Raw genomic sequence first — 26,570 nt, 5'->3', positions numbered from 1 at the left:
TGATTTTAGTTAATTTATAAAACTCAGGTTATACCAAAATTTTATCAAAGGTATACACCATTTTTGCTAATTTCGCCGCTTAAAATATTTTGTATGATTACGGTAGATCAATTAACGGTTGAGTTTAGTGGTAACACCCTGTTTAGCGACGTTTCGTTTGTAATAAACGAGAACGATAAAATTGCCTTAATGGGTAAAAATGGCGCAGGAAAATCCACCATGATGAAAATTATAGCAGGAGTTTCTAAACCAACTAAAGGTGGCGTTCGTAGTCCGAAAGATACCGTAATCGCTTACTTACCGCAGCACTTGTTAATGGAAGACAACTGCACGGTAAAAGAAGAAGCATCCAAAGCATTTGCATCTATTTTTGCCATGAAAGCCGAAATGGACGACCTCAACAAACAATTAGAAACTCGTACCGATTACGAATCGGATGATTATATGAAAATCATTGAGCGTGTATCGGATTTAGGGGAGAAGTACTACGCGTTAGAAGAAATAAACTACGAAGCAGAGGTAGAAAAAGCTTTAAAAGGGTTAGGATTTAAACAAGAAGATTTTGAAAGAGCAACCTCAGAGTTTAGTGGAGGTTGGCGTATGCGTATTGAGTTGGCGAAAATCTTACTGCAAAAACCCGATTTAATTTTGTTAGATGAGCCTACCAACCACGTAGATATCGAATCGGTAATTTGGTTGGAAAACTTTTTATTAAACAAAGCCAAGGCGGTAGTAGTAATTTCGCACGATAAAGCGTTTATCGATAATATTACCAACAGAACCATTGAGGTAACGATGGGAACCATTCACGATTACAAAGCGAACTACTCACACTATTTAGAGTTGCGTAAAGAGCGTCGTGCACATCAGTTAAAAGCCTACCAAGAACAACAAAAGTTTATTGCCGATACCAAAGCATTTATCGAACGTTTTAAAGGAACCTATTCAAAAACGAATCAAGTAGCTTCACGTGAGCGTATGTTAGAAAAATTGGTTCCTGTAGAAATTGATGAGGTAGATACCTCAGCATTAAAACTGCGTTTTCCACCGTCACCACGTTCAGGAGATTATCCTGTAAAAGTAGAAGGATTGACGAAGCAATACGGAGACTTAACAGTATTTAAAGACGCAAGTTTCTCTATAGCTCGTGGAGAAAAAGTATCGTTTGTAGGAAGAAACGGAGAAGGAAAATCGACCATGATTAAAGCAATTATGGGAGAAATTGATTTTGAGGGTGAATGTGGCTTAGGACACAACGCTAAAGTGGGATACTTTGCACAGAATCAAGCATCATTGTTAGATCCTGAACTAACAATTTTCCAAACCGTAGATGAGGTTGCTGAAGGAGACATTAGAACACAAATCAAAAATATATTAGGACGTTTTATGTTCTCGGGCGATGATTTAGAAAAGAAGGTAAAAGTACTTTCTGGAGGAGAGAAAACCCGTTTAGCAATGGTGAAATTGTTACTAGAGCCTGTAAACGTGTTGATTTTAGATGAGCCTACAAACCACTTAGATTTAAAATCGAAAGAAGTAATTAAAGAAGCCTTATTACACTTCGACGGAACGTTGATTTTAGTATCTCACGATCGTGATTTCTTACAAGGATTATCTCAAAAAGTATTTGAATTTAAAGACCAACGCGTTATCGAACACTTTGAAACGATTGATGCTTTCTTAGAACGTAACAACATCAAAGCGTTAAAGGAGATTGACCTGTAAAAAACGTCATTGCGAGTGGAACGAAGCAATCTGTATATCGTGTACCGAGTAAAAGATAGCCAAGTCGTTCATTTCGACTTCGCTCAATGAGCCTCCTTACTATGACGTCTCGATTACTGTCATTTCGAGTGATAACGAGAAATCTTATTCATGTGAGTAACTCCCATTGTTGAGATTTCTCGTCGCTCATAAAATCGCTCTGTCGAAATGATGTCTAAGTTATCGTCATTGCGAGTGGAACGAAGCAATCTGCTAGTAGATGGAGAGATTACTTCAGTCGTAACCTCCTTCGTAATGACGAGAAGAGGAGACAATTAGTTTACCCCACAACACTTCTTGTACTTCACTCCACTATCACAAGGACAAGGATCGTTTCTGGAAATATCAAGACGTTTTAAATGCAGGTTCATGTCGTCCATATCTTGTTTAAAGATTTGCTCTAGCAATGCATAAAGCTCAGGATGTTTTCTAGCTAATAACTTCGGACGCTCAAAAAAGTATTCACTAGCTACCGAGAAAAATTCCGCTTTGTTAGTTCCGCCATACGGATTGATATCGGAAGCGTCGTTATATATTTCTTCAATCTTTTTGTTGATTAAATCTACCCACGGAATGCTGTATTGTTTTTCTAATAATACATGCGGAACTCCGTCAATATTTCCATCTAGTTTGTCAATTAAATGCACAAACTCATGGATAGCGGTATTCTTTTTATCGGTTTCATTCTCAAAACCTAGATGTAAAGCAGGTTTCGATAAAACCATTTTTCCTTCTAAATACCCGTTACCTACCATTCCTAAAATTCTTCGGTTGTCTCCTTCGGTTTCAAAATGCTCGTTGAACATAGCAGGGTATAAAATAATTTCTTTGATATTAGGATAACGCCATTCAGGAAAATTAAAAATAGGAATTACAGCACTAGAAGCTATCAGAAGTTTGTCCGTAATCGTAACTGTAACATCAACACCAATAACTTCATGATTTAACAGGAATTCAAAAACTTTGAATTCAAACAATTCTTTTTCATCAGGAGTGAGTGCGTTGTAAAAAGCGACTTTTTTAGTTAAAATAACTTTCCATTTGTTTGGAAAAGGAGTTGTAGGTTGTTTCCACTTTGGTGTTGAGGTGCTTTTTTTGAATACAAGAAAAATACCTACGAGTATAATTATAGATAAATAAGTCATTTAAAATAGCATTGAGACTACTAGTAATTTTTTTTTCAAATATATAAAAATAGGGTAGAGTACAAGCGTCATTGCGAATGGAATGAAGCAATCTGTATATGGTGTACCGAGTAGAAGATAGCCACGTCGTTCATTTCGACTTCGCTCAATGAGCCTCCTCGCTATGACGTTTAGGTATGGTCATTCTAATTAACTTAACGTCATTCCAAACGGATGTGAGGAATCTCATGAAGAGAGTAACTTCTATTCTTAAGATCTCTCACATTCCGCGCTGCTTCAGTTCGAGATGACGGTATGTTTCGTCATTGCGAGTAGAACGAAGCAATCTGCTAGTTGATGGAGAGATTACTTCAGTCGTAACCTCCTTCGTAATGACGTTTTATTTATAGTTATTGTGAGGGAAACGAAACAATCTTCTTTAGTAATAATATTTAAGTTTCTGTTTTTGAGTGTTTTGTAGTTTAGTATTGGTTTTATTGAGTGTTTGTTAAAAATCAACTCCTTATTTTGTGTAAATGTTAAATTTTATATTGTTTTGTTGTATTGTTTGTAAATAAAGTTCGAAATGTATACATTGGCAATGAGATTTTAGTTCTATAACTTAAATCTTAATTTTATAAAGTAGTAACCTTAAATTCCCCAATAATATGACTACAAAAACAGGTTTTATAACTGTAGCAAAAGAACAGATCAAGTTCTTAAAATTCCCAAAAGAAGAGGTGTTAAACAAAAAGAAAGCAATAGTAAATCGTATTTTAGATTTACAGCGGGCTTTGTCTTTAGGAAATTTAGAAAGAGAAAAGGTAAAAATATTTTTTATGGATGTGGATGGTTTAAAGAGAGTAGAAACAACCGTTTGGGGTATTACTGATGCCTCGGTAATTTTAAAAGAATCTACTATTATTCCATTAGAAAGAATTGTAAGAGTTGCATAAATAAAAAAGACCTCGAAATTTCGAGGTCTTTTTTATAGGTGTTATATTTATTAAGCTTCTGCTTCCATATAATCTTCAATAGGATTACAAGAACAAATTAAATTACGGTCACCAAAAGCATCGTCTACACGGCGTACTGAAGGCCAAAACTTATTGTCTGCAATATAATCTAAAGGAAATGCTGCTTGTTTACGAGAGTATGGTAAATCCCACTCATCAGCAGTTAACATTTCTTGCGTATGTGGTGCATTTTTAAGCGGGTTGTTAGGATTTTCTTTACTCGCTTCGGCAATCTCTTTTCTAATAGAGATTAACGCATCACAAAAACGGTCTAATTCAGCGACACCTTCCGATTCGGTTGGCTCTACCATAATTGTACCCGCTACAGGGAAAGATACCGTAGGCGCGTGGAATCCGTAGTCCATTAAACGTTTCGCAATGTCAGTAACTTCAATTCCGTTTTGTTTAAACTCACGACAGTCTAAAATCATTTCGTGAGCAGCACGGTTCATTTCACCAGTATATAAAGTGCTATAATGTCCGCTTAAACGCTCTTTAATATAGTTTGCGTTTAAAATAGCGTTCTTAGTAGAGTTTGTTAACCCGTCAGCACCTAACATGGTAATGTATCCGTAAGAGATTAAACATACCAATGCAGAACCCCAAGGAGCTGCTGAGATAGCCGTAATGGCATTGTTACCACCAGTTGCTATTACAGGGTTGGTAGGTAAAAATGGAACTAATTGAGGAGCCACACAAATTGGTCCAACACCTGGTCCACCACCACCGTGAGGAATCGCAAATGTTTTATGTAGGTTTAAGTGACAAACATCGGCACCAATAGTTGCAGGATTTGTTAATCCTACCTGTGCGTTCATGTTTGCACCGTCCATATATACTTGTCCACCATTATCGTGAATAATTTGCGTAATTTCTTTAATCGCCTTTTCAAATACTCCGTGAGTAGATGGGTAGGTTACCATTAAAGCAGCTAAATTATCAGCGTGTTTTTCAGCTTTAGCACGTAAATCTTCTACATCGATGTTTCCTCTTTCATCAGTTTTGGTAACCACCACTTTCATACCCGCCATAACAGCAGATGCAGGGTTCGTTCCGTGAGCTGATGCAGGAATTAAACAGATGTTTCTGTGGGTATCTCCATTTGCTTCGTGATAGGCTCTAATAGTCATTAATCCGGCAAATTCACCTTGCGCACCAGAGTTAGGTTGTAAAGAAGTACCTGCAAAACCAGTAATCACATTTAATTGGTTTTCAAGGTTGCTTAACATGATTTGGTATCCTTCTGCTTGGTTTAATGGAGCAAATGGGTGAATATTTCCCCATTGAGGATTACTCAATGGTAACATTTCAGAAGCAGCATTTAACTTCATGGTACAAGACCCTAAAGAAATCATTGAGTGATTTAATGCTAAATCTTTACGTTCTAATTTTTTGATATAACGCATCATATCAGTTTCTGATTGATACGTGTTAAATATTTCGTTATCTAAGAAAGAAGTAGCTCTTTTTACGTCTGCAGGAATTACATCTGTTGAAGTAAATTCAGTAACTAAAATATCTTTGATATTGAATGCTTGTTCAAAACAATCAACAATTTCATTGATTTCCTTTAAACCTACTGTTTCGTTTACAGAGATTGAAACATGTTCTGCATCGATATAATTAAAGTTTATTCCGTTTGCTTCTGCTACTGGGCGTAACTTGTCTGCTTCAACTTCCACTAAAATAGTATCGAAATAAGCACTATTCTTTTGTTTGAAACCTAAATCGTTTAAGGCTTTTGCTAAGGTTGTAGTGCTTGTGTGTACACGATCTGCAATGTATTGTAAACCATTTTTACCGTGGTATACAGCATACATACCTGCCATAACCGCTAATAATACTTGTGCAGTACAAATGTTTGAAGTTGCTTTTTCACGTTTAATGTGTTGCTCACGCGTTTGTAATGCCATACGTAACGCACGACCACCATCAACATCTTTGGTAACTCCAATAATACGACCAGGTATACTACGCTTGTAAGCTTCTTTAGTAGCAAAATATCCAGCGTGAGGTCCTCCATATCCTAAAGGAATACCAAAACGTTGTGTAGTACCTACGACAACGTCAGCACCAAATTCAGCAGGAGCTTTTAACTTTACTAATGATAAAATATCAGCAGCAACCGCTACTTTGATATTATTTGCGTTACAGTTAGCAACGAAATCGGTATAATCATATACTTGTCCGTGCTTACCAGGATATTGTACGATAGCGCCAAAGAACTCTTCTGAAAAATCAAATTCTTCGTGGTTACCAACAACTAATTCAATTCCGATAGGAATAGCACGTGTTTGTAATACCGATAAGGTTTGTGGTAAAATTTCTTCTGAAACAAAGAACTTGTTTACGCTTGCTTTTTTTTGTGCTCTTTCACGAACATCAAATAATAAAGCCATGGCTTCTGCAGCTGCAGTACTTTCATCTAATAATGAAGCGTTAGCTAATTCCATTCCTGTTAAATCACAAATCATAGTTTGGTAATTTAACAAGGCTTCTAAACGTCCTTGTGCTATTTCAGCTTGGTAAGGGGTATAGGCAGTATACCATCCTGGGTTTTCTAAAATATTACGTTGGATAACACTAGGTAAAATAGCTTCGTGGTATCCTAAACCTATATAACTTTTAAAAACTTTGTTTTTTGCACCTAATTCATTAATGTGATTTAGGTATTCATATTCGCTCATGGCAGGAGCTAAATCAAGCTCTTTTTGTAAACGAATATCGTCGGGAATAGTTTCATAAATCAATTGGTCTAAATTCTCAATGCCAATTGTTTGAAGCATTTGATCCTGATCTTTAACACGAGGACCTATATGCCTAAGTTGAAATGAATTTGTGTTCATTATTGTGTTGTTGTTTTTCGTGCCTCAAAAATAGTGAAATTGGTTGATTTGATACTACATATTTTTTTGTTAAAAACAATATTTTATTAACCAAAACAGCTGGTTATAAACAGAAAAGTTATTTTTGTTAGATGAACCTTTTTAAAAAAGTACTTGACTTTTATATAAATTCTAGTATCCATGTAGCCTTATCGGTGATTTCTTTGTTTATAATTACTGAATTATACTTTGGTTTTTCGTATGATGAATCACTCGTTTTTTTTGTGTTTTTTGCCACAATTACTGGGTATAATTTTGTTAAATATGCAGGAGTAGCGAAACTCCATCATCGAAGTTTGACTAAAAACTTGCAAATCATTCAAATATTTTCGTTGATTTGTTTCTTGCTAATGTGTTATTATGCATGGTTACTACCTTTAAGAACTTTATTGTTTTTCGTGCCTTTAGGGGTTTTAACTTTTTTATATGCAGTACCTTTTTTAAGTGGATTTCAAAAAAACTTACGAAGTGTTGGCTATTTAAAAATAATAGTAGTGGCCTTGGTATGGGCAGTAACTACGGTGTTATTGCCAATATATGCTAGTGAAATTTCTTTCACAACTGAGGTGTACTTGTGTGTAATACAGCGTTTTTTGTTGGTAATAATATTAATCCTTCCTTTTGATATTAGAGATGTGCAATACGATGCTATTTCTTTACAAACAATTCCTAAAAAAATAGGTTTAGAAAACACTAAAAAGTTTGGGGTTGTTTTGCTTGGGGTGTGTTTGGTGTTGGAGTTTATGATTAGTCCGAATACTCAATACCGTACAGCTTTTTTATTGGTGTTTTCCGTATTGTTAATTTTATTGATGAGAGCAAGAGTAAATCAGTCTAAATACTACAGTTCTTTTTGGGTTGAGGCAATTCCCATTTTTTGGTGGTTATTTTTGTTAGTTTAAGATTGAAGCTTTTAGCAGGTGTTGAAATCTAAAAAGTAATAGCTTGTAAGCAGCGTGTTTTTTATAGTTAAAAACTGAAACTTAAGGGTTTTGTAATATGTGTTTTTAAGAAAACCTTTGTACATTCGTTGGCTTAACAACACAACAACAAAAACACAAATTGAGTAACATGAATTTAGTAAAACGAAATTTCGTTTTCGATTTCGATAGTACACTTACCAGTGTGGAAGCATTAGATGTTTTAGCCGAAATCACCTTAAATGGGAGTCCGAAAAAAGATGAGATTATTCAAGAGGTAATCCATATCACTAATCAAGGAGTTGATGGAGATATTTCTTTTACTGAGTCCTTAGAAAAACGTATTCAGTTATTAAGTGCAAAAAAGTCTGATTTACCTTTATTAATAGAGGAGCTAAAGCAAAAAGTATCTCCTTCTATAGAGAGAAATAAAGAGTTTTTTGAAAGTTTTTCTGATGATATTTATGTGATTTCAGCAGGCTTTAAAGAATTTATCGACCCAATCGTTGCCGAGTATAACATTCCGTCGGAAAGAGTATTCGCAAATACTTTTGAGTTTGACAAAGATGGAGTTATTGTTGGATTTGATACCCAAAATCCATTATCTAAGCACAACGGAAAGATAGATTGTTTAAAATCCTTAAATTTAGAAGGTGAAGTACAAGTAATTGGAGATGGCTATAGTGATGCTGTAACTAAAGAAGCTGGTGTTGCTGATACTTTTTTTGCTTATACAGAAAATGTGTCGAGAGATAAGACAATCGCAAATGCCGACCATATTACCCCAAATTTAGATGAATTTTTATACGTTAACAAATTGCCTAGAAACCTATCATACCCAAAGAACAGAATTAAAATATTATTATTAGAAAACGTGCACCCTGATGCTTTTACAAAGTTGACAGGTGATGGATTTTCTGTAGAAACTGTTTCAAGAAGTTTATCGGAAGATGAATTGATTGAAAAATTAAAAGATGTTCATGTGTTAGGAATCCGTTCTAAAACACAAGTAACTCGTAAAGTAATTGAAGCTGCTGAAAAGTTAATGGTGGTTTCTGCTTTTTGTATTGGAACGAAGCAAATCGATTTAGAAGCATGTAAAGAAAATGGAGTAGTAGTTTTTAATGCACCATATAGTAACACTCGTTCGGTAGTAGAATTAGCAATTGGAGAAATCATTATGTTGATGCGTAGTGTGTTTCAAAGAAGTACAGAAATTCACAACGGTCAATGGAATAAAACAGCACAAGGTTCAAGAGAGGTGCGTGGTAAAAAGTTAGGAATTGTTGGATACGGAAACATAGGAAAACAATTATCTGTATTGGCAGAAGCTTTAGGAATGGACGTGTACTATTATGATGTTGAAGATAAATTAGCTTTAGGGAACGCAACAAGATTAGATACATTAAAAGAGTTGTTGAATATTTCTGATGTGGTAACCTTGCATGTAGATGATAATTCAGCAAACAAAAACTATATAGGAAAGGAAGAGTTAGCTGAAATGAAAGATGGAGCGCATTTGGTAAACCTTTCTCGCGGATTTGTAGTAGATATTGAAGCATTGGTGGATGCGTTGAAATCAGGTAAACTTGCAGGTGCTGCTGTAGATGTGTATCCTGAAGAGCCAAGAAAAAATGGTGAGTTTTATACTGAGTTAAAAGGATTAGATAATGTGATTTTAACTCCACATGTGGGAGGTAGTACAGAAGAAGCTCAAAGAGATATTGCTGATTTTGTTCCGAACAAAATTATGGCGTATATCAATTCAGGGAATACGGTTGATGCGGTTAATTTCCCAAATATTCGTTTACCTAAGCATAAAAATGCACATCGTTTTTTACATATTCATAAAAATGTACCTGGAATAATGGCAAAGATTAATAAGGTGTTAGCAAAATATGAATTGAATATTACAGGACAATATCTTTCTACAGATGAAAAAGTAGGGTATGTAATTACTGATGTTGATAAAGAATATAATCAAGAAGTAATAACAAAGCTTAAAAAAGTTGAAGGAACAATTAAATTTAGAGTACTGTATTAAAAACGTATTCTATGTAATTTTTACTATTCGAGGTTTGCAGTAAAATGTAGACCTTGTTTTTGTTTATAGTTATTTCTTTAAGGTGGAAAAGTAAACCCAAGCAATAAAAAAGAGTTGTAATGGGATTCTAAACCACAAATAAGAAAGTCCTTTTCCGTTATAAGTTCCCGTTTGATAATTCAAGTTTTCTAAACTAGCTTTTATGTTTGCAGGGACCATAAGTAGTAAGAAAAAGATAAGAATCCAAGCAGTTGTTTTCTGGTAAACAGGTAATAATAAGCCTATAGCTAATATAATTTCTAAAATTCCTGTTGCTAATACTAAAGTTGGCTTTAAAGGAATAAAGTTTGGAATCATTTTACTCATGCCATCAGTAAATAGAAAATGCCCTAATGCAGTAAACAATAGCATAGTGCACATGGCTATTCTGGCAGAAATCAGGTAGTTAATGTTTTTTGAAATAAGTCTTTGTATTCCTATAGAAACTATAAAAGTTAGAAGTAAAATAAATAATGGTTTCATTGCCTAAAAAGTTTTATCCAAAATTGAAGAAACTTTAAGAAGGAGTCAATGAACTTGGGTTAATAAATTCGTTTTCTAATTCTACTCAGTGCTTGTGGAGTTATTCCAATATAAGATGCTATGTATTTTAATGGAATGTGTTGGATTAATTCAGGCCTTTCTTGAAAAAGGTTGAGGTATCTTTCTTCAGGTGTATTGTTTAAAAGAGAAAGTTCTCGTTTCGATTTTAGTAAAAATAAATTCTCCGCGTTTTTCCTTCCTACTTCATTGCCAATGGAGGTGTTTTGATAAATGTCTTCTAAATCATTAAAAGATAATCTCCATAAAATAGTAGGGGTTAACGTTTCAATACTATATTCAGAAGGAGTTTGTGCTAAAAAAGAGTCATAAGCACTGATAAAGCTGTTTTTAAAAACAAAACCAAATGTTACATCATTTTCAATTTTAGGAATGAATAACCTTAAAATTCCTGTTTCAACAAAAGAAAGATAGTTTTCAGTGGTTCCTTTGGTTAATACAATTTCTTTCTTCTGAAGTGTCACTTTTTGGAGTTTAGAGCAAAAATAGTTTGAATCCTTTTCAGAGATGTCAGCAAAAGATTGCAAGAGTGTTTTTATTTGTTCCATAATTTTATAAACTATCAAAGTCACTTAAATTCTGTTCTATGATATTGGCTCCTTTCTGTAAAATTTGAATATAACTTGTTACGTTCTCCATTTTAAACCTACTTAAAGGTCCAGAAGAACTGATTCCAGCAATCACTTTTCCTTTGTTATTATAAATTGGAATAGCAATACATACCAAGCCTAATTCTGATTCTTCTATGTCTAATGCAAATTTTTGTTGTTGAATTAGTAGTAATTCTTCTTTGAATTTTGAAATAGAGGTGATGGTGTTTTTGGTAAAAGGTCTTAGAGTAACCGAATCTAGAAAGTATTCTTGTGCTTCTGGTGAAGCAAAAGCTAGTAATAATTTTCCAATAGCACTTCCATTAATGGGAGTATAAGAACCTATAGAAGTACTTATTTTTAGTCCTTGTAAACTATCAGCTTTATTAATGTGTAGCACTTGCTGCTCTTTTAAAATACCCAATAAAACCGTTTCTTGAATTTCTAAAGCTACCTTTTGTATAGGTTCATTAGTTAAATTTCTTAGTGATTTGTATATTGAAACTCGATTGCCTAATTCAAACAACTTACTGCCCAGTTGGTATTTCTCATTATCATTCTGTTGTACAACATTCAACGAAACTAATGTGCTTAGTAATCGGTATACCGTACTCTTGTTATAGCCAGTTTTAGCAGCTAGTTCTCTAACACCCCATTCTTTTTTATTACTGGTAAAAGCATCTAAAACCGTAAATGCTTTGATGATGGATTGATTTAAACTTTTGGAATCTAGCTTCATTTTTTTGGAAAATTATTGACTAATATAATAAAGTTATGTAGATTTATGAAACAACGTTTTATTATATGAAACACTTTAGTTTTTTATTTAGAATCAAAAATGAAGTATCTTTAGTGTTTTGAAATGGTTTTTAGAAATAAAGATAAGTATGTACAAACCAACACTTGATTACGCACAGCAACAAGATAAAGAAGATAAATTAGCACACTTAAGAGCACAGTTTCATATTCCTAAAGATGCAAAAGGGAATGATTGGTTGTATTTTACAGGAAACTCTCTTGGGTTGCAACCAAAACAAACACAACAATACATTCAACAAGAATTAGACGATTGGGCAAAATATGGAGTAGAGGGTCATTTTGAAGCTCGAAACCCATGGATGCCATATCATGAGTTTTTAACCAATTCAATGGCAAAAATAGTGGGAGCTAAACCAATTGAAGTAGTGGTGATGAACACGCTTACGACCAACTTACATTTGTTAATGGTGTCGTTCTATCAACCGAGTAAAACAAAGTATAAAATCGTTATAGAAAGTGATGCTTTTCCTTCGGATAGATATGCAGTACAATCGCAATTAAAATTCCATGGATTTGATACAGAAGAAGGACTGATAGAATGGAAACCTCGTGAAGGAGAAGAATTATTGCGTATTGAAGATTTAGAGAAAATAGTAGATGAGCAAGGTGATGAAATTGCTTTGTTGTTGATTGGAGGAGTGAATTATTATACAGGGCAGTATTTAGATATCAAACGTATTGCAGAAATAGGACACGCAAAAAACTGTATGGTAGGGATTGACTTAGCACACGGTGCGGGAAACATTTCGCCAGAATTGCATGATAGCGGAGTAGATTTTGCAGCTTGGTGTACCTATAAATATTTGAATTCGGGTCCGGGAAGTTTAGCAGGGTTATTTGTACATGAAAAGCATGCACATAATAAAGAATTACCACGTTTTGCAGGCTGGTGGAATCATAACAAAGAAACTCGTTTCAACATGCGTCAACCCTTTGATGTGATGCCAGGAGCAGAGGGATGGCAGTTGTCAAATCCGCCTATTTTATCAATGGCAGCCATTAGAGCTTCGTTAGATATGTTTGAAGAAGTTGGAATGGAAGCGCTGAGAGCTAAATCGGAAAAATTAACAGGCTATTTTGAATATCTAATCAATCAGATTGATACCGATAGAATTAAAATAATTACGCCATCTAATCCGAAAGAAAGAGGGTGTCAATTATCTATCCAAGTGCAGCATGCAGATAAAAGTTTACACAAAAAACTAACCGAAAACAATATCATAACCGACTGGAGAGAACCAGATGTAATTCGCTGTGCTCCGGTGCCAATGTATAACAGTTTTAAAGATGTATACAGAATGGTTGAAATTTTAAAAACATTATTATAAATGAAAAAAGTACTTATTGTTTTCTTAGTTCTATGTAGCTTTAGTAGTATAGCTCAAACCAAGTATCAAAAAGATTTTGATTATCTGTGGAGTATGTTTGATAGCTTCTACGCTTACTTTGATCAAAAACAAACAAATTGGGATGAGGTAAAAAAGATTTATCAAAAAGAGGTAGAAAATGTTTCGGATGATTCTCAGTTTATTAGGTTAATAGAGAATATAACGTACGAACTATACGACCCTCATACGGGGATTAATCGAAATTTAAAGTCTTCATTCCGACTAATTCCAACATCAACTGATGCGTGGATAAAAATAAAAGATGGGAAATATTACATAGCTGACATTAGATCGGGTTTTGAAATTGAAGAAACAGGATTAAAAGTTGGAGATGAATTACTTCGTATTAACAATCGTAAAATTGAAGATTTAGTAGAGGAAGTACTGCCAAAATCTTTTAAAAACCCAAAAGGCGATGTAAAAGAGTTTTTTGCCAATTTATGGTTTGCTGGAAAGCATAATGAAGAAAGAGTGGTTCTAGTGCTAGAAAATGGAAAAGAAAAACAATATAAACTAAACAAACCTACAGCTTCAAAAAAAGAAAACGGAACTTTAAGTTCAAGAATTATAAAAGGAAATATAGGTTATATAAAGCTAAATAATTCTTTAGGAAACAATGAGGTAATTAAAGCTTTTCCTAAAAAGGTAGATGAGTTTAGAGATACTAAAGCGATAATTGTAGATTTAAGAGATACACCAAGTGGAGGTAATGCTGAAGTAGCTAAAAGTATTATGGGAAAGTTTATATCGGAAACAATTCCATATCAAAAACATGAAAAAGTAAGTTTAGAAAGAGAGTTTGGTATAAAAAGAAGTTGGATTGAGTTATTAACACCTTTAAAAAATCCATATAAAAAACCAGTTATTGTATTAGCAGGAAGGTGGACAGGAAGTGTAGGAGAAGCAATAGCACAAGGTTTTGATAACATAAAATCGGCAACAGTAGTGGGAACTGAGATGGCAAAATTGTTAGGAGCTATTGAATGTGATAGATTACCAAATACTAAGATCAATTTATGTTTTCCTGTTGAAAAACTGTTTCATGCAAGCGGTACGCCAAGAGAAAAATTTATTCCTGAAATTCACACGAAAACAAGTGAAGAAACATATAAAAAAGCGATTCAAATAATAAATGAGTAAAAAAGATAACATAGTAATTATAGGTGCTGGTTTATGCGGAAGTTTATTAGCACTTCGTTTAGCACAAAGAGGCTATAAGGTAGCAATGTATGAAAGTCGTCCAGATTTACGAGTTACCGATATTTCAGCAGGACGTTCTATCAACTTAGCATTATCTGATCGCGGTTTTAAAGCACTTCGTTTATGTGGTGTAGAAGAAAAAGCGCGTGAAATTTGTATTCCGATGTACGGACGTTTAATGCACGATAGAGAAGGGAATACGTTTGCTTCTAATTATTCAGGTAGAGAAGGAGAATATATCAATTCTATTTCGAGAGGAGACTTAAACGGAATCTTATTAAACGAAGCGGAAGCACACGAAAATGTAAGCATTCATTTTAATACAGAATGTACTTCGGTTGATATTGAAAATACGGTAGCGCATTTTAAAAACTACAATACGAAGGAAGAGTTTTCAGTAGATGGAGATGTGATTTTTGGAACAGATGGTGCAGGATCTGCATTGAGGAAAAGCTACTATTTAGAAAGAAAATTCTTGTTTAGCTATTCGCAGAATTTCTTAACACACGGATACAAGGAATTAGAAATTCCTGCAGACAAGTCAGGAAAACACCAAATAAGTAAAGATCATTTGCATATTTGGCCTCGTGGAGAGTACATGTTAATTGCATTGCCGAACTTAGATGGAAGCTTTACGGTAACCTTGTTTTTAAGTTTTGATGAAGGGAAATACAATTTCAATAATTTAACTTCCGAAGAAAAGATAACTGAGTTTTTTGAAAAAGAATTTTCAGATGCCTTAGCGTTGATACCGAGTATTAAAGATGAGTTTTTAAACAATCCAACAGGAGCTTTAGGAACGGTAAAATGCTCGCCTTGGCATTATCAAAACAAAACTTTGTTAATGGGAGATGCAGCACATGCGATTGTTCCGTTTTATGGACAAGGAATGAATGCTTCGTTTGAAGATGTAACCGTATTTGATACGATTCTAGATACGCACGAAGGAGATTGGCAAGCTACTTTTAAAGCGTATGAAAAAGCACGTAAAGAAGATACTGATGCGATTGCTGATTTAGCTATCGATAATTTTTACGAAATGCGTGATCATGTAGCAAATCCATTATTTAAGCAAAAGAGGAAGTTAGAAATGGACTTAGAGAAGACGTTTCCAATAGAATATTTTTCAAAGTACTCTATGGTAACTTTTAATGAAGAGATTCCGTATGCAGAAGCGATGAAAAAAGGACGTGCGCAAGATAAAGCTCTGTTAAATATGGTGGCTCATCATGATTTAGATGCAATCACCGATTTGAATGAGGTATTAAAAAAGGTGCAAGAAGAAACCAACGAAATTTTAGAAGAAGATAAAATAGCGGGTTTTAGATAGTTGTTTATTGTAGTTCTCTTTTTAGTTTCAAAAGTTCTTGTTCTAAAAAAGAAAGTTTGTTTTCTATAGAGGTGTTAAGGTCAGGAATTCTATTGAAAAATACATATTGTATTTTCCACAATTCTTTAATATCTGTAATAGAAAATGTTTTATCGGGGATGTTTTTATGGTTTGCACGTAGAGTTACAGAATCGTTTTCAATGTATAGTTTGCGTAGAATCAATTCATTTTTAACAAGAGTTAGTGTGAGTTCTCCATTTTTTAAGTTCTTAATAGTATTGTTTGGTGTAAACTGGCCTATTACTATGTCGTTAGGGTATAATCCATTATTGTGATTAGCCATTTCTAAATTAGAAACAGTATAAGCTCTGAGTTTTTTTTGAGAGTTAATAGGGAGTTGAATTTTGGATAAATCATCAATAAAAGAAGTTTTGTTGTGGTGTTTTATGTATTCTGTAATTGTCTTTTCGGTTATGCAGGGTATAATGGTGAAGGTTTCTTTTGATAGTTTTTCAGTTTCTAGGGTTAAATCCTCTTTAAACTGAAGTAAATTATTAACTGTGAGCTCTGAAGTTAATAAATTGTCTATAGGAATGCTAAAATAATTAGCAATTTTTATAATGGTATCAATTTTTGGTTCGCTTCTGCCTTCTTCATAAGCGCCCAGTGTAGCTCTCTTAAGGTTGAAGAGTTCTGCAAAAGCTTGCTGGCTTAAACGTTTAACACTTCTGATTTTTTTTATGTTTTTACCAAAGAACGACATGTTTTTGCTAATTTTATTTGCTAAATGTTTTTATTTTTGTATATTTGAGTAAACAATATTAGCTAATTATTTTTGTTTTTGCTAATTTTCTTAGTTTAAAAATTAGTAGGGGGATGTTTAAAATTAATTTTTTGAATCTATATTGCTAATAATATTATGTTAAGTGTCTTTGATTTTAGAAACTTTTTGTAATATTATCGCTTAAAAAGAATGCTATATTAACTAATCAAACTGCTTAAAAATGAATACACATTTTAGTAAGGTAAAGGAGTTTTTACTTGGGTTAAATTTCAATATAATAAAAGAAAATCAAGAAGAAGGTATTTTTGTTGTTGAGAAAGAAAACGAAGGAATTAAAAACTTAATTATAGGAGTTGCAAATCCAATTATAATTTTTGAACAATATATCTTTAAAATTAAAGAGCCTAATCAAGAAGTTTTTAGGAGTTTACTGCAAAAGAATAGAGATATAATCCACGGAGCTTTTGTCTTAGATGAAAGTGGAGAGCGTGTTATTTTTAGAGATACACTTCAATTAGAGAATTTAGACGCCAATGAGTTTGAAGCGAGTTTAAACTCACTTAGCTTACTCTTAAGTGAATACTCAGATCACATTATTAATTTTTCAAAATATTAAAAAAAATAGATATGAATTTTTTTAAAAGACTTTTTAAAATAGGGCAATCAGAAGCAAATTCTGCGATAGATAAAATGGAGGATCCTATTAAAATGACAGAACAAGGAATTAGAGACTTAAAACTGAATTTAGAGAAGAGTTTAGAATCCTTAGCGCAAGTAAAGGCGTTGGCTATTAGAGCTAAAAATGATGTAGAAGAATTAACATATAAGAGTCAAGATTATGAGCAAAAAGCTGTGTTGATTTTAAAGAAAGGACAAAATGGTGATATAGAAGTATCTGAAGCAGATCGATTAGCAAAAGAAGCTCTAATGAAAAAAGAAGAGACAAACCATAAAATAGGAATGGTAAAAAAAGAAGAAGCTCAGTTTAATGACTCAGTAAGTAAATTAGAGCACAATATTCAAGAGATTAAACAGAATATTAGTAAATGGGAAAATGAATTAAAAACATTAAAAGCAAGAGTTAAAGTTTCTAAGGCAACTAAGAATTTGAATAAACAAATGGCTGATATTGATAGTGCTAGTACTGTTGCTATGTTAGAGCGTATGAAGGAGAAAGTGAAACAAGAAGAAGCTTTGGCTGAAGCTTATGGAGAAATAGCGAAATCATCTAAATCAATAGATAAGGAGCTGTCAGAGGCAGCAGATGTAACTGAAACTTCGGCAGAAGAAAGTCTGTCAAAATTAAAAGAAAAATTAGGGTTAAATAGTAAAGAAGAATAAAATTGAACACTTTTACTGATATTATATTTTCATCTGTTAACTTGCCACTTACAATACTGGTAATTATACTTTTGTTGTATTGGATAGTGACAATGATTTCAGGAGTTGATTTCGATTTAGATATAGACGTAGATATCGATGCAGATTTTGATATTGATACAGATTCAGGAATAGAAGGAGGGAATGCAGATTTTCATGATGTTTCAAATGCAGAAGTAAATAAAGAAGATGTACTAGGCAAGAGAAGAAAACCATTAAAATGGTGGCAAATTTTTCTGATTTACTTCAATTTTGTAGGGTTACCTTTTATGTTTACGTTTACCTGTTGGATTTTTATTTGGTGGATTTGTACGGCATTTTCTACTGTTTTAACAGGAAGTATAAACAATAGCTTTGGTTTTGCATTAATGTTAATAGGTTTTTTACCCTCGTTGTTTATCAATAAAATTTTTACAACACCTTTTAAAAGTTTTTTTAAGAACTTAAATCAACACGGAGATTTACCGATAGATATAGTAGGTAGAGTAGGAGTTTCTTTATCGAACATCAAAGAAAAAAAATTAGGTTCAGCTGAAGTAAAAGCTGAAGGGACTCACTTATCAATAAATATTAAATCGTTAGATGGGAGTCCTATACAATTTAGAGAGCAAATCTTGATTATAAAACAAAGCCAAGATAAGTCTTTTTATTACGCACAATCATATATAAATTAAAAACAAATTATTTTAAAAAAAAAGAACTATGACAAACAGTTTATTACAGGTTATTGGAGTAGGTGTAGGTTTAATTCTATTCCTTATTATTCTATACTTTGCTATAATAGCAATGTTTTACAAAAAAGTACCGCAAGGGCAAGCATTGATACGTACAGGTTTCGGAGGAACTAAAGTAGCAACAGATAAAGGAATGTATGTAATACCTGTATTTCACAGAGTAGAAATTATGGATATTTCTGTAAAGAAAATTCAAATAGAACGTTTAGGTAATGATGGATTGCTTTGTAAGGATAACATGCGAGCAGATATTAAAGTTGCCTTTTTTGTAAGAGTAAACAATGAAGTAGAATTTATTAAAAAAGTAGCACAAACTATAGGTTGCGATAGAGCATCAGACATTTCAACTCTAGAAGATTTATTTGAAGCTAAGTTTTCTGAAGCTTTAAAAACGGTAGGGAAAAAATTTGACTTCACAGAGTTGTATGAAGCTCGTAGAGAGTTTAGAGATGAAATTGTTGATATAATAGGAACTGACTTAAATGGATACACACTGGAAGACTGTGCAATTGACTACTTGGAGCAAACATCAGTATCTTATTTAAAAGCAGATAATATTTTAGATGCAGAAGGAATTAAAAAAATTACTGAATTAACAGCTGCACAAAATATTAAAGCAAACTTGATAAAAAGAGATGAAGAGAAAACTATTCGAAAGCAAGATGTAGAAGCTCGTGAAGCTATTTTAGAATTAGATAAACAATTAGCGGAAAAAGAAGAACAACAAAAAAGAGAAATAGCCAACGTTAAAGCAAGAGAAGAAGCTGAAATCTTAAAAGTTAATCAAGAAGAGCTATTAAAATCAGAATCAGCAAGAATAGCAACAGAGGAAAAAGTACAAGTAGCAGAAGAAAATAAACAACGACAAGTTATTGTAGCGGCTAAGAATAAATTACGTACAGATGTTGTTGAAACTGAAAGAGTAGAAAAAGATAGAATGTTAGAAGCTACTGAGCGTGAAAGAATTGTTACATTAGCTCAAATAGAAAAAGAAAAGGTAGTTGAAGTAGAAAAGAAAAACATACAAGATGTTATTCGTGATCGTGTTACTTTAGAAAAAGGAGTTGTTGAAGAACAAGAGAATATGAAAGATATTCAGGCGTTTAAAACAGCAGAAAGAGAAAAGCAAGTTACCATTACGTTAGCTGAAGCAAAAGCTCAAGAAGATTTAATTAAAACAATTAAAGAAGCTGAGGCTCAAAAAGAAGCTGCAAAACAAAAAGCAGAAGAAATAAACATTGAAGCGCAGGCACATAAAGAAGCAAGTGAAAAAGAAGCTGATGCTCGTAAGACATTAGCAGATGCAAAAGCAAAAGAAGAAGCTACTTTAGGAATGTCAGAAGCTCAAGTAATGCATGCCAAAGCAGATGCTAGTGAACGATTTGGTACAATGGAGGCACTTATTATTGAGAAGAAAGCAAAAGCAGAGGCTGTAGGTATTGAAGCAAAAGCTGAAGCACTAAGAAAAGAAGGAATGGCTGAAGCGGAAATTATAAGAGAAAAAGCCTTAGCAGATGCAGCTGGAATTGAAGAAAAAGCAGCAGCAATGAAAAAATTAGATGGTGTAGGTAAAGAACACGAAGAGTTTAAACTGCGTCTAGAAAAAGATTTAAAAGTAGATTTAGCGCACATCAACATACAAAAAGATATTGCAGATGCACAAGCTGATGTTATTGCACAAGCATTAAAATCTGCTAAAATTGATATAGTAGGAGGAGAGACTATGTTCTTTGAGCAAATAATGGGACAAATTACTAAGGCTAAAGGACTAGATAAGATGATTGAAAATAGTAGTAATTTACAAGAGGTAAAGGATGCTATTTTAAGTAGTGATGATGTGAAAGGAAACTTAATGGAACGCGTTAGAGATTTTGCTGTAAAATACGGAATTTCTTCTGATGATATTAAAAACCTAACAATTGCTAACTTATTAATGACTCTTAAAGAAAGAGCAACATCTGATGACGATCAAACGCTTTTAGGAAACCTTTTTAGCTTAGCAAAAGGTTTAGATATATCTAATAAAAAAATGAGTTAGAATAACACTTGCCCGGGTATTGATTTTTCAACACTCGGGATTTCTTTTAATAAGTGTTTTAAAATTAATTTTAACTCGTAATTTTATATGGATAATCAACAACTTGATGGCGGAACTTATGAGATTATTCAGAGCCGTCTTCAAAAACAAAAAAAAGAGCTACTAAATAGGTTACAAAGATTAAATGATGCTAGAAAGCATGTGTTTGGTACAATTGAAACAAAGCTTATAGCAAATGATAGAATTAACACAGAAAACAACTGTATAGCTAGAGATATTGTATCTCTAGGAAACACTTCAATCTTTGGGTATAATGTTCATTTTGGACTAAGAACAGATATTAAGTTATCGGATGTTTTCAGCGCTTATGAGTTTAAAGACAATCGTTTTCAGCCTAAATCATTAGATTTTCTTCATAATGAAACTTTCATAACTGACTTTACTAACCTATACAAGTATTATCGAAATACTATTTTTGCAAAATTTGCAATTATAGATAATTACCTTCACATGGTTTTCCAGTTAAGTGAGAGTAAAACCGATGTGAAAACTTTTAAGTGGTTAATAAAGGAAAATGAATTAGTATATGTTGATAATAGAAGTGAGCATGAATACAGGTTTCCAAAGCAACATGAATTTAATTGGCAAGAAGTAACCCGAGATATGCACCGTTATGGTACTTACTCTCATATTTCTATTTTAGATAAAGTTTTTGTCGAAACTATCGGAGGTGATTTAACTATTAAGATAGAAGATAACACTGATGAAGGAAAAGGAATTCTTGAAGAGCCAGTAGAACATGTTGATCAAACATTAGATGATGGTCAGTTTCGTTATGCCGATTTAGGAAACCTTATTTTATTAGAGATAAAACCATTTCAGGAAGAAGCTCGTTATTTTATTTATAATCATAAGTTACAAGAAGTTCAAAAAGTAAATAGTGTTAAAGACTGTGCTGTATTATTACCAGACGATCAAGGTCTTATTTTTCCTGATGGATATTATTTACAAACAGGGCAGTATAAACTTTTTGAAAATAACGCTAAAGACGTTAAGTTCCAAGAGAAAATAGTTTCTCCCAACGGAGAAGACTTTTTATATGTGTTTTATGCTACAATAAGAGGGCTATATATATTAATGTCTTATAACATTATTGAGCAAGAGGTAAAAACACCTATTGTTTGCAATGGTTTTACAATTTTAGAGAATGGAGAATTGTGTTACTTCAAAACTGAAAATGAGCAAACAAAACACCATGTTGTTCAAATTTGGCAAACACCTTATGTAAAAACAGACAGTATTCCATCATTACATGAAGATACCTTACTTTATAAGATTGGTAATAAAGATATTGTAAAAGCAATGGCAGAGTGCCATGAATTAATAACACTTTTAAATAAAGAAGATAGTTATGCTGGTTTATATAGTGATATAGCTAAGAAATCTAATGATATTAATAGTAGTTATTACTGGATAAATGAGCCCGAAACAGAACAGTTAAGTGTACCTGTTGCAGAAATTAACGATGCAGCAAATGCTGCTATTGATGAATTTGAAAAGGTAACTCAATTAAAGCAACAAGCAGCTAAAGAAGGCAAGATTATTCAAGAAAAATCTAATGAACTTTTAAGTAAGATCAAAAGTACTTCTTTTAAGACCATAGAAGATTTTGTTGACTTATTAAATCAACTACGAGTATTAAGAGGGCAGGTCATAAGCTTGAAAGATGTTCGTTATATAGCAATTGATATATTAGAAGAAATTGAAAACTCAATTGAAGAACAAAACACAATAATATCAAAAAGATGTGTAGAATTTTTGTTGAATGATCAAGCTCTAAAACCCTACCATAAACGCGTTCAAGAAAGGCAAGATGATTTAACATCTATAAAAAAGGTAGTAGAAGCTAAAAAACTTGAAAAAGAAGTAGATCAAATAACAACAGATTTAGAACTTTTAATTGAAATTGTAACAAATTTAGAAATAGAAGATACTTCTCAATCGACTAGAATTATTGATAATATCTCTTTAATCTTTGCTACATTAAATCAATTAAAAGCAGGAATTAAAAATACAATTAAAACTTTAGGAAGTAAAGAAGCTAAGGCAGATTTTTCTGCTCAATTAAAACTTATAGATCAAAGTATTATTAATTACATTGATATGGCTACTACGCCAGAAAAATGTGATGAGTTCCTCACAAAAATAGCAATTCAGTTAGAGGAAATTGAAGGTAAGTTTGCCGATTTTGAAGAATTTATTTCCTTAATTATAGAGAAGAGAGAAGAAGTTCATAATGCTTTTGATGCCCGAAAGAGTACAATACTCGAAAAAAGAAATAAGAAAATAGAAGCATTAAGCGCTGCTTCTGAAAGAATTTTAAAAAGTATAGCAAAAAAGGCACAAAGTTACCCCTCAGTTGAAGATATTAACGGATATTTTGCTGCTGATTTAATGATTAACAAAGTTAGAGATATTGTTAATCAATTAAAAGATTTAGAGTCAGTTGGTAAAGCTGAAGCTATAGAAACACAACTTAAAGTAGCTAAAGAAGATGCATTAAGAAAATTAAAAGATAAACAAGAGTTATATGAAGATGGTGAGAATATAATTCGCTTAGGAAAACACAAGTTTGGAGTTAATAAACAACCGTTGGATTTATCAATAGTTTACAAAGATCAAACGTTACATTATCATTTAACAGGAACCAATTTCTATCAAGAAGTTGAAAATGAAATTTTACTTAAATCTGAAAAATATTGGAATCAAGAACTAGTTTCTGAGAACGATTTAGTGTATAGATCTTCTTATTTGGCGTATAAATTATTTACTTCGTATTCAATAGATGAATTATTAAAGCTAAACGAACAAGGTTTATTAGCGTTAGTTCAAAATGAAAGTGGAAGCTTGTTTGCAGAAGGATATGTAAAAGGCGTGCACGATATTGATGCTTTTAAAATATTGTATACACTAGTCCATAAACATCACGAATTAGGTTTATTAACATACGCTTCAAACACTAGAGCATACGCTCAATATTTTTGGAATTCTTTGCCTAAAGAGCATCAAGATTATTATAATTTTTCAATAAAAGCATCAGGAGATGTCCTACGATTCTTTCCTGAAAGTAAAGAATACGATTTTTTAATAAATAAATTACAAAAAGAAATAACTACTCTTTCAGAAGAAACTTTATTGTTTTCTAAAGAGGTAGGAAAAACAATAGCTAGTTACCTATTTAACCAATTAAAAAGCACTAATTCATTTATAATAAGCGCTATTGCGTTGGGAATAAAAGAAGACTTTATAAAGTATCTAACAAAACAAGATGCATTACATGTGTTTAAAAGTAATCTTGAAAAGACTACAGATTATAGCGCAAAAATTCAGCTGACTAAACAATGGGTAAGCTCATTTATAACATCTATTGATGGAAATGAAAATTACACAGATGAAGTAATTTCGTTATTATTATTTCACCATGAGCCTAATGCTGTTTTACATGCAAACCCTGAAGAAACCATTAAAGAGTTAAGAGGAGAACACGATACTATTATTGAAGGAAGTTTTGAATTTAATTATCATAGTTTTATTGAAAGATTAGAGGTTTTTTCAAAAGAAGACGTACCTAATTTTTTAGCATACAAAGAGGCGAAACACCTATTGGTAGAAAATTTAAAAGAGACATTAAAGTTAAATGAATTTAAGCCAAGAGTATTATCTTCCTTTGTTCGAAATAAGCTAATAGATGAAGTTTACTTTCCCTTGATAGGAGATAACTTATCTAAGCAGTTAGGAACGGTTGGAGATAATAAACGTACAGACAGAATGGGGATGTTACTTTTAATATCACCCCCAGGTTATGGAAAAACTACTTTGATGGAGTACCTAGCCAATAGGTTAGGATTAATCTTTATGAAAATTAATGGACCTGCCATTGGTCATGAGGTAACCTCAGTCGACCCGGAAGCAGCAACAAATTCAGCTTCTAGAGAAGAACTCAAAAAGTTAAATTTAGCTTTTGAAATGGGAGATAACGTAATGTTGTATTTAGATGATATTCAGCATTGTAATCCTGAGTTTTTACAAAAATTCATTTCTCTTTCAGATGGAACAAGAAAAATAGAAGGAGTATATAACGGAAAGCCAAAAACATATGATTTAAGAGGAAAGAAGTTTTGTGTAATTATGGCTGGAAACCCATATACTGAAAGTGGAGATAAGTTTCAAATACCTGATATGTTGGCTAACCGAGCTGATATATATAACTTAGGAGATATTATAGGAGATACAGATCATTTATTTAAACTTAGTTTAATAGAAAACTCATTAACATCAAATCCTATACTACACCAGTTAAGTAGTAAATATTTTGAAGATGTTTATGCTTTGATAAATAGAGTTGAAAATAATACTGAAGAAGGGGAGTTGAAAGGAAATCATACAAAGCAAGAGATTCAAGATTATATTTCGGTATTAGAAAAAGTAATAACTATAAGGAATACCATCTTAAAAGTAAATAAAGCATATATTGAGTCGGCTGCAAAGGAAGATGAATATAGAACAGAACCCTCTTTTAAGTTACAAGGTTCATATCGAGACATGAATAAGTTAGTAGCTAAAGTAGTACCAATAATGAATGATAATGAGTTAAAAAGACTGGTATTGTCTCATTATGAAAGTGAATCTCAAACATTAACATCTTCTGCTGAAGCAAATTTATTGAAGTATAAAGAATTAATAGGAGATATATCAGAAAACGAAGCAAACCGATGGAATGATATAAAAGAAATTTTTGTTAAGAATAATAAGCTAAAAGGTTTGGGGAATAAAAATGAAATGGCTCAAATATTAAACCAAATGATGTCATTTTCAGATAATTTAGAAGGTATTAAAGAGGTTTTAAGAAAAGGATTGCAAGGATAAAATGAACACAATAATTATTTTGTTAAGAGGGATTAATGTTTCAGGGAAAAATAAAATTCCGATGCAAGAATTAAAAACACTGTTAGAAGAACTGGGATATAATACTATAAAGACCTATATCCAAAGTGGCAATATTGTGTTAAAAACTAGAGAAGACTCAAAAGAGGTAGAAAAGAATATTCATACAAAAATTAAAGAAAAATATGATTATGATGTTCTTGTTCTAGCAAAAGAAGTAAAAGAAATAAAAGAGATTCTTCAAAACAACCCTTATAGTAATTTAAACGAAAAACAAATATATTTTACTTTCTTATTCAATGAAACTACAATAAAAGAGATAGAAGTAGATGCGAAAGAAGATGAATACACCATCTTAAAAGATGTGGTTTATGTAAATGCAGCTGGAGGGTATGGGAAAACAAAATTGACGAATAATTTTTTTGAAAGAAAGTTAAAAGTTTCAGCAACTACTCGTAACTTTAAAACCACGAATAAATTAATAGAGTTAGCCAGTTCGTAAATGTCATTTCTATCAAAGGGAGAAATCTCATGAAAAATGCATTTGAAATTAAAAAATATAAAACATGGATAGTAAAGTAATCAAAGGAAAAGCAATACCAAGAGGAAAGTTTCCGCATGTAAAACAAGTAGGAGATTTTATTTATGTATCTGGAACCAGTTCACGTAGACCTGATAATTCTTTTGAAGGTGTTGCCGTAGATAAATTTGGAACGACCAACTTAGATATTAAAAAGCAAACCCGAGCGGTAATTGAAAACATTCGAGATATTTTACAAGAAGTAGGAGCAGACTTATCAGATATTGTAGATGTAACTTCATTTTTGGTGAATATGAATGATTTTGGAGGTTATAATGAAGTATATGCTGAATATTTTGATTATAACGGACCAACTAGAACAACAGTAGCTGTACATCAATTACCACATCCTCATTTATTGATTGAAATTAAAGTGGTAGCGTACAAAAAGCAAGAATAAAGAACAAAGAACCATTAGAAAAGAAAAGAG

At 32.5% G+C, this 26,570-nt stretch carries 20 protein-coding genes; 14 read left to right on the top strand and 6 right to left on the bottom strand.

Annotated features, from left to right (window positions below; translation table 11 throughout):
• Positions 1-93: 93 nt before the first annotated feature.
• Complete coding sequence (locus tag NH341_RS05560) at positions 94-1,725, top strand: ABC-F family ATP-binding cassette domain-containing protein (protein ID WP_073181369.1); 1,632 nt, start codon at positions 94-96, stop codon at positions 1,723-1,725.
• A 314-nt stretch (positions 1,726-2,039) separates the two neighbouring features.
• Here NH341_RS05560 and NH341_RS05555 read toward each other — a convergent pair whose 3' ends face one another.
• A complete protein-coding gene (locus tag NH341_RS05555) occupies positions 2,040-2,909 on the bottom strand; it encodes a zinc-dependent peptidase (protein WP_047789358.1) in 870 nt (289 codons plus the stop codon).
• A 647-nt stretch (positions 2,910-3,556) separates the two neighbouring features.
• Between NH341_RS05555 and NH341_RS05550 the strand changes: the two genes are divergently transcribed.
• A complete protein-coding gene (locus tag NH341_RS05550; protein ID WP_047789357.1) occupies positions 3,557-3,844 on the top strand; it encodes a hypothetical protein in 288 nt (95 codons plus the stop codon).
• A gap of 50 nt (positions 3,845-3,894) precedes the next feature.
• On the opposite strand, the gene gcvP is transcribed toward NH341_RS05550, so the two are convergent.
• On the bottom strand, positions 3,895-6,750 hold the full coding sequence (gcvP, locus tag NH341_RS05545) for an aminomethyl-transferring glycine dehydrogenase (protein ID WP_159615666.1): 2,856 nt from the start codon (positions 6,748-6,750) through the stop codon (positions 3,895-3,897).
• A 131-nt stretch (positions 6,751-6,881) separates the two neighbouring features.
• On the opposite strand from gcvP, the gene NH341_RS05540 reads away from it, so the two are divergent.
• Both NH341_RS05540 and serA read left to right on the top strand, forming a co-directional pair.
• Positions 6,882-7,691 (top strand): hypothetical protein, encoded by an 810-nt coding sequence (locus tag NH341_RS05540; RefSeq protein ID WP_253055946.1) that lies wholly within the window; start codon positions 6,882-6,884, stop codon positions 7,689-7,691.
• Between the two features lie 169 nt (positions 7,692-7,860).
• The gene (serA, locus tag NH341_RS05535) at positions 7,861-9,753 is read left to right on the top strand and encodes a phosphoglycerate dehydrogenase (RefSeq protein WP_073181364.1); all 1,893 of its coding nucleotides are present in this window, start codon (positions 7,861-7,863) and stop codon (positions 9,751-9,753) included.
• Positions 9,754-9,822: 69 nt separating this feature from the next.
• Here serA and NH341_RS05530 read toward each other — a convergent pair whose 3' ends face one another.
• Genes NH341_RS05530 through NH341_RS05520 form a run of 3 tightly spaced genes read right to left on the bottom strand, consistent with a single transcriptional unit; the run spans position 9,823 to position 11,682 of the window.
• A complete protein-coding gene (locus NH341_RS05530) occupies positions 9,823-10,275 on the bottom strand; it encodes a hypothetical protein (RefSeq protein WP_073181363.1) in 453 nt (150 codons plus the stop codon).
• A 59-nt stretch (positions 10,276-10,334) separates the two neighbouring features.
• Positions 10,335-10,901 (bottom strand): Crp/Fnr family transcriptional regulator, encoded by a 567-nt coding sequence (locus tag NH341_RS05525; protein ID WP_073181362.1) that lies wholly within the window; start codon positions 10,899-10,901, stop codon positions 10,335-10,337.
• Positions 10,902-10,905: 4 nt separating this feature from the next.
• Positions 10,906-11,682 carry an IclR family transcriptional regulator gene (locus NH341_RS05520; RefSeq protein ID WP_253055944.1) on the bottom strand — a complete coding sequence of 259 codons (777 nt, stop codon included), beginning with the start codon at positions 11,680-11,682 and terminating at the stop codon, positions 10,906-10,908.
• 148 nt (positions 11,683-11,830) lie between these two features.
• On the opposite strand from NH341_RS05520, the gene kynU reads away from it, so the two are divergent.
• The 3 genes from kynU to NH341_RS05505 are packed head-to-tail and all read left to right on the top strand — an operon-like array spanning position 11,831 to position 15,680.
• Positions 11,831-13,090 carry a kynureninase gene (gene kynU / locus NH341_RS05515; RefSeq protein ID WP_253055942.1) on the top strand — a complete coding sequence of 420 codons (1,260 nt, stop codon included), beginning with the start codon at positions 11,831-11,833 and terminating at the stop codon, positions 13,088-13,090.
• Complete coding sequence (locus NH341_RS05510) at positions 13,091-14,290, top strand: S41 family peptidase (protein WP_253055940.1); 1,200 nt, start codon at positions 13,091-13,093, stop codon at positions 14,288-14,290.
• Positions 14,283-15,680: an NAD(P)/FAD-dependent oxidoreductase gene (locus tag NH341_RS05505; protein WP_239178951.1), complete on the top strand. Its 1,398-nt coding sequence runs from the start codon at positions 14,283-14,285 to the stop codon at positions 15,678-15,680. Before NH341_RS05510 ends, NH341_RS05505 begins: the two co-directional genes overlap by 8 nt.
• 4 nt (positions 15,681-15,684) lie before the next feature.
• On the opposite strand, the gene NH341_RS05500 is transcribed toward NH341_RS05505, so the two are convergent.
• Positions 15,685-16,443 carry a helix-turn-helix domain-containing protein gene (locus tag NH341_RS05500; RefSeq protein WP_047789347.1) on the bottom strand — a complete coding sequence of 253 codons (759 nt, stop codon included), beginning with the start codon at positions 16,441-16,443 and terminating at the stop codon, positions 15,685-15,687.
• Between the two features lie 241 nt (positions 16,444-16,684).
• Between NH341_RS05500 and NH341_RS05495 the strand changes: the two genes are divergently transcribed.
• The 7 genes from NH341_RS05495 (at position 16,685) to NH341_RS05465 (ending at position 26,540) form a co-directional block, all read left to right on the top strand.
• Positions 16,685-17,080, top strand: coding sequence for a molecular chaperone Tir (locus NH341_RS05495; RefSeq protein ID WP_047789346.1), 396 nt, complete (start codon positions 16,685-16,687; stop codon positions 17,078-17,080).
• 11 nt (positions 17,081-17,091) lie between these two features.
• A complete protein-coding gene (locus NH341_RS05490; protein ID WP_239178949.1) occupies positions 17,092-17,805 on the top strand; it encodes a PspA/IM30 family protein in 714 nt (237 codons plus the stop codon).
• A gap of 2 nt (positions 17,806-17,807) precedes the next feature.
• Positions 17,808-18,518 carry a hypothetical protein gene (locus NH341_RS05485; protein ID WP_047789344.1) on the top strand — a complete coding sequence of 237 codons (711 nt, stop codon included), beginning with the start codon at positions 17,808-17,810 and terminating at the stop codon, positions 18,516-18,518.
• A gap of 28 nt (positions 18,519-18,546) precedes the next feature.
• Positions 18,547-20,616, top strand: coding sequence for an SPFH domain-containing protein (locus NH341_RS05480; RefSeq protein WP_159615686.1), 2,070 nt, complete (start codon positions 18,547-18,549; stop codon positions 20,614-20,616).
• A gap of 87 nt (positions 20,617-20,703) precedes the next feature.
• On the top strand, positions 20,704-25,542 hold the full coding sequence (locus NH341_RS05475; protein ID WP_253055938.1) for a DNA repair ATPase: 4,839 nt from the start codon (positions 20,704-20,706) through the stop codon (positions 25,540-25,542).
• Position 25,543: 1 nt separating this feature from the next.
• A complete protein-coding gene (locus NH341_RS05470; protein ID WP_047789341.1) occupies positions 25,544-26,062 on the top strand; it encodes a DUF1697 domain-containing protein in 519 nt (172 codons plus the stop codon).
• 64 nt (positions 26,063-26,126) lie between these two features.
• A complete protein-coding gene (locus NH341_RS05465; RefSeq protein WP_047789340.1) occupies positions 26,127-26,540 on the top strand; it encodes a RidA family protein in 414 nt (137 codons plus the stop codon).
• Positions 26,541-26,570 lie beyond the last annotated feature (30 nt).

The organism is Tenacibaculum sp. XPcli2-G, from assembly GCF_024124505.1.
Lineage (GTDB): Bacteria > Bacteroidota > Bacteroidia > Flavobacteriales > Flavobacteriaceae > Polaribacter > Polaribacter mesophilus.
This window is presented reverse-complemented; position numbering and strand designations above follow the sequence as displayed.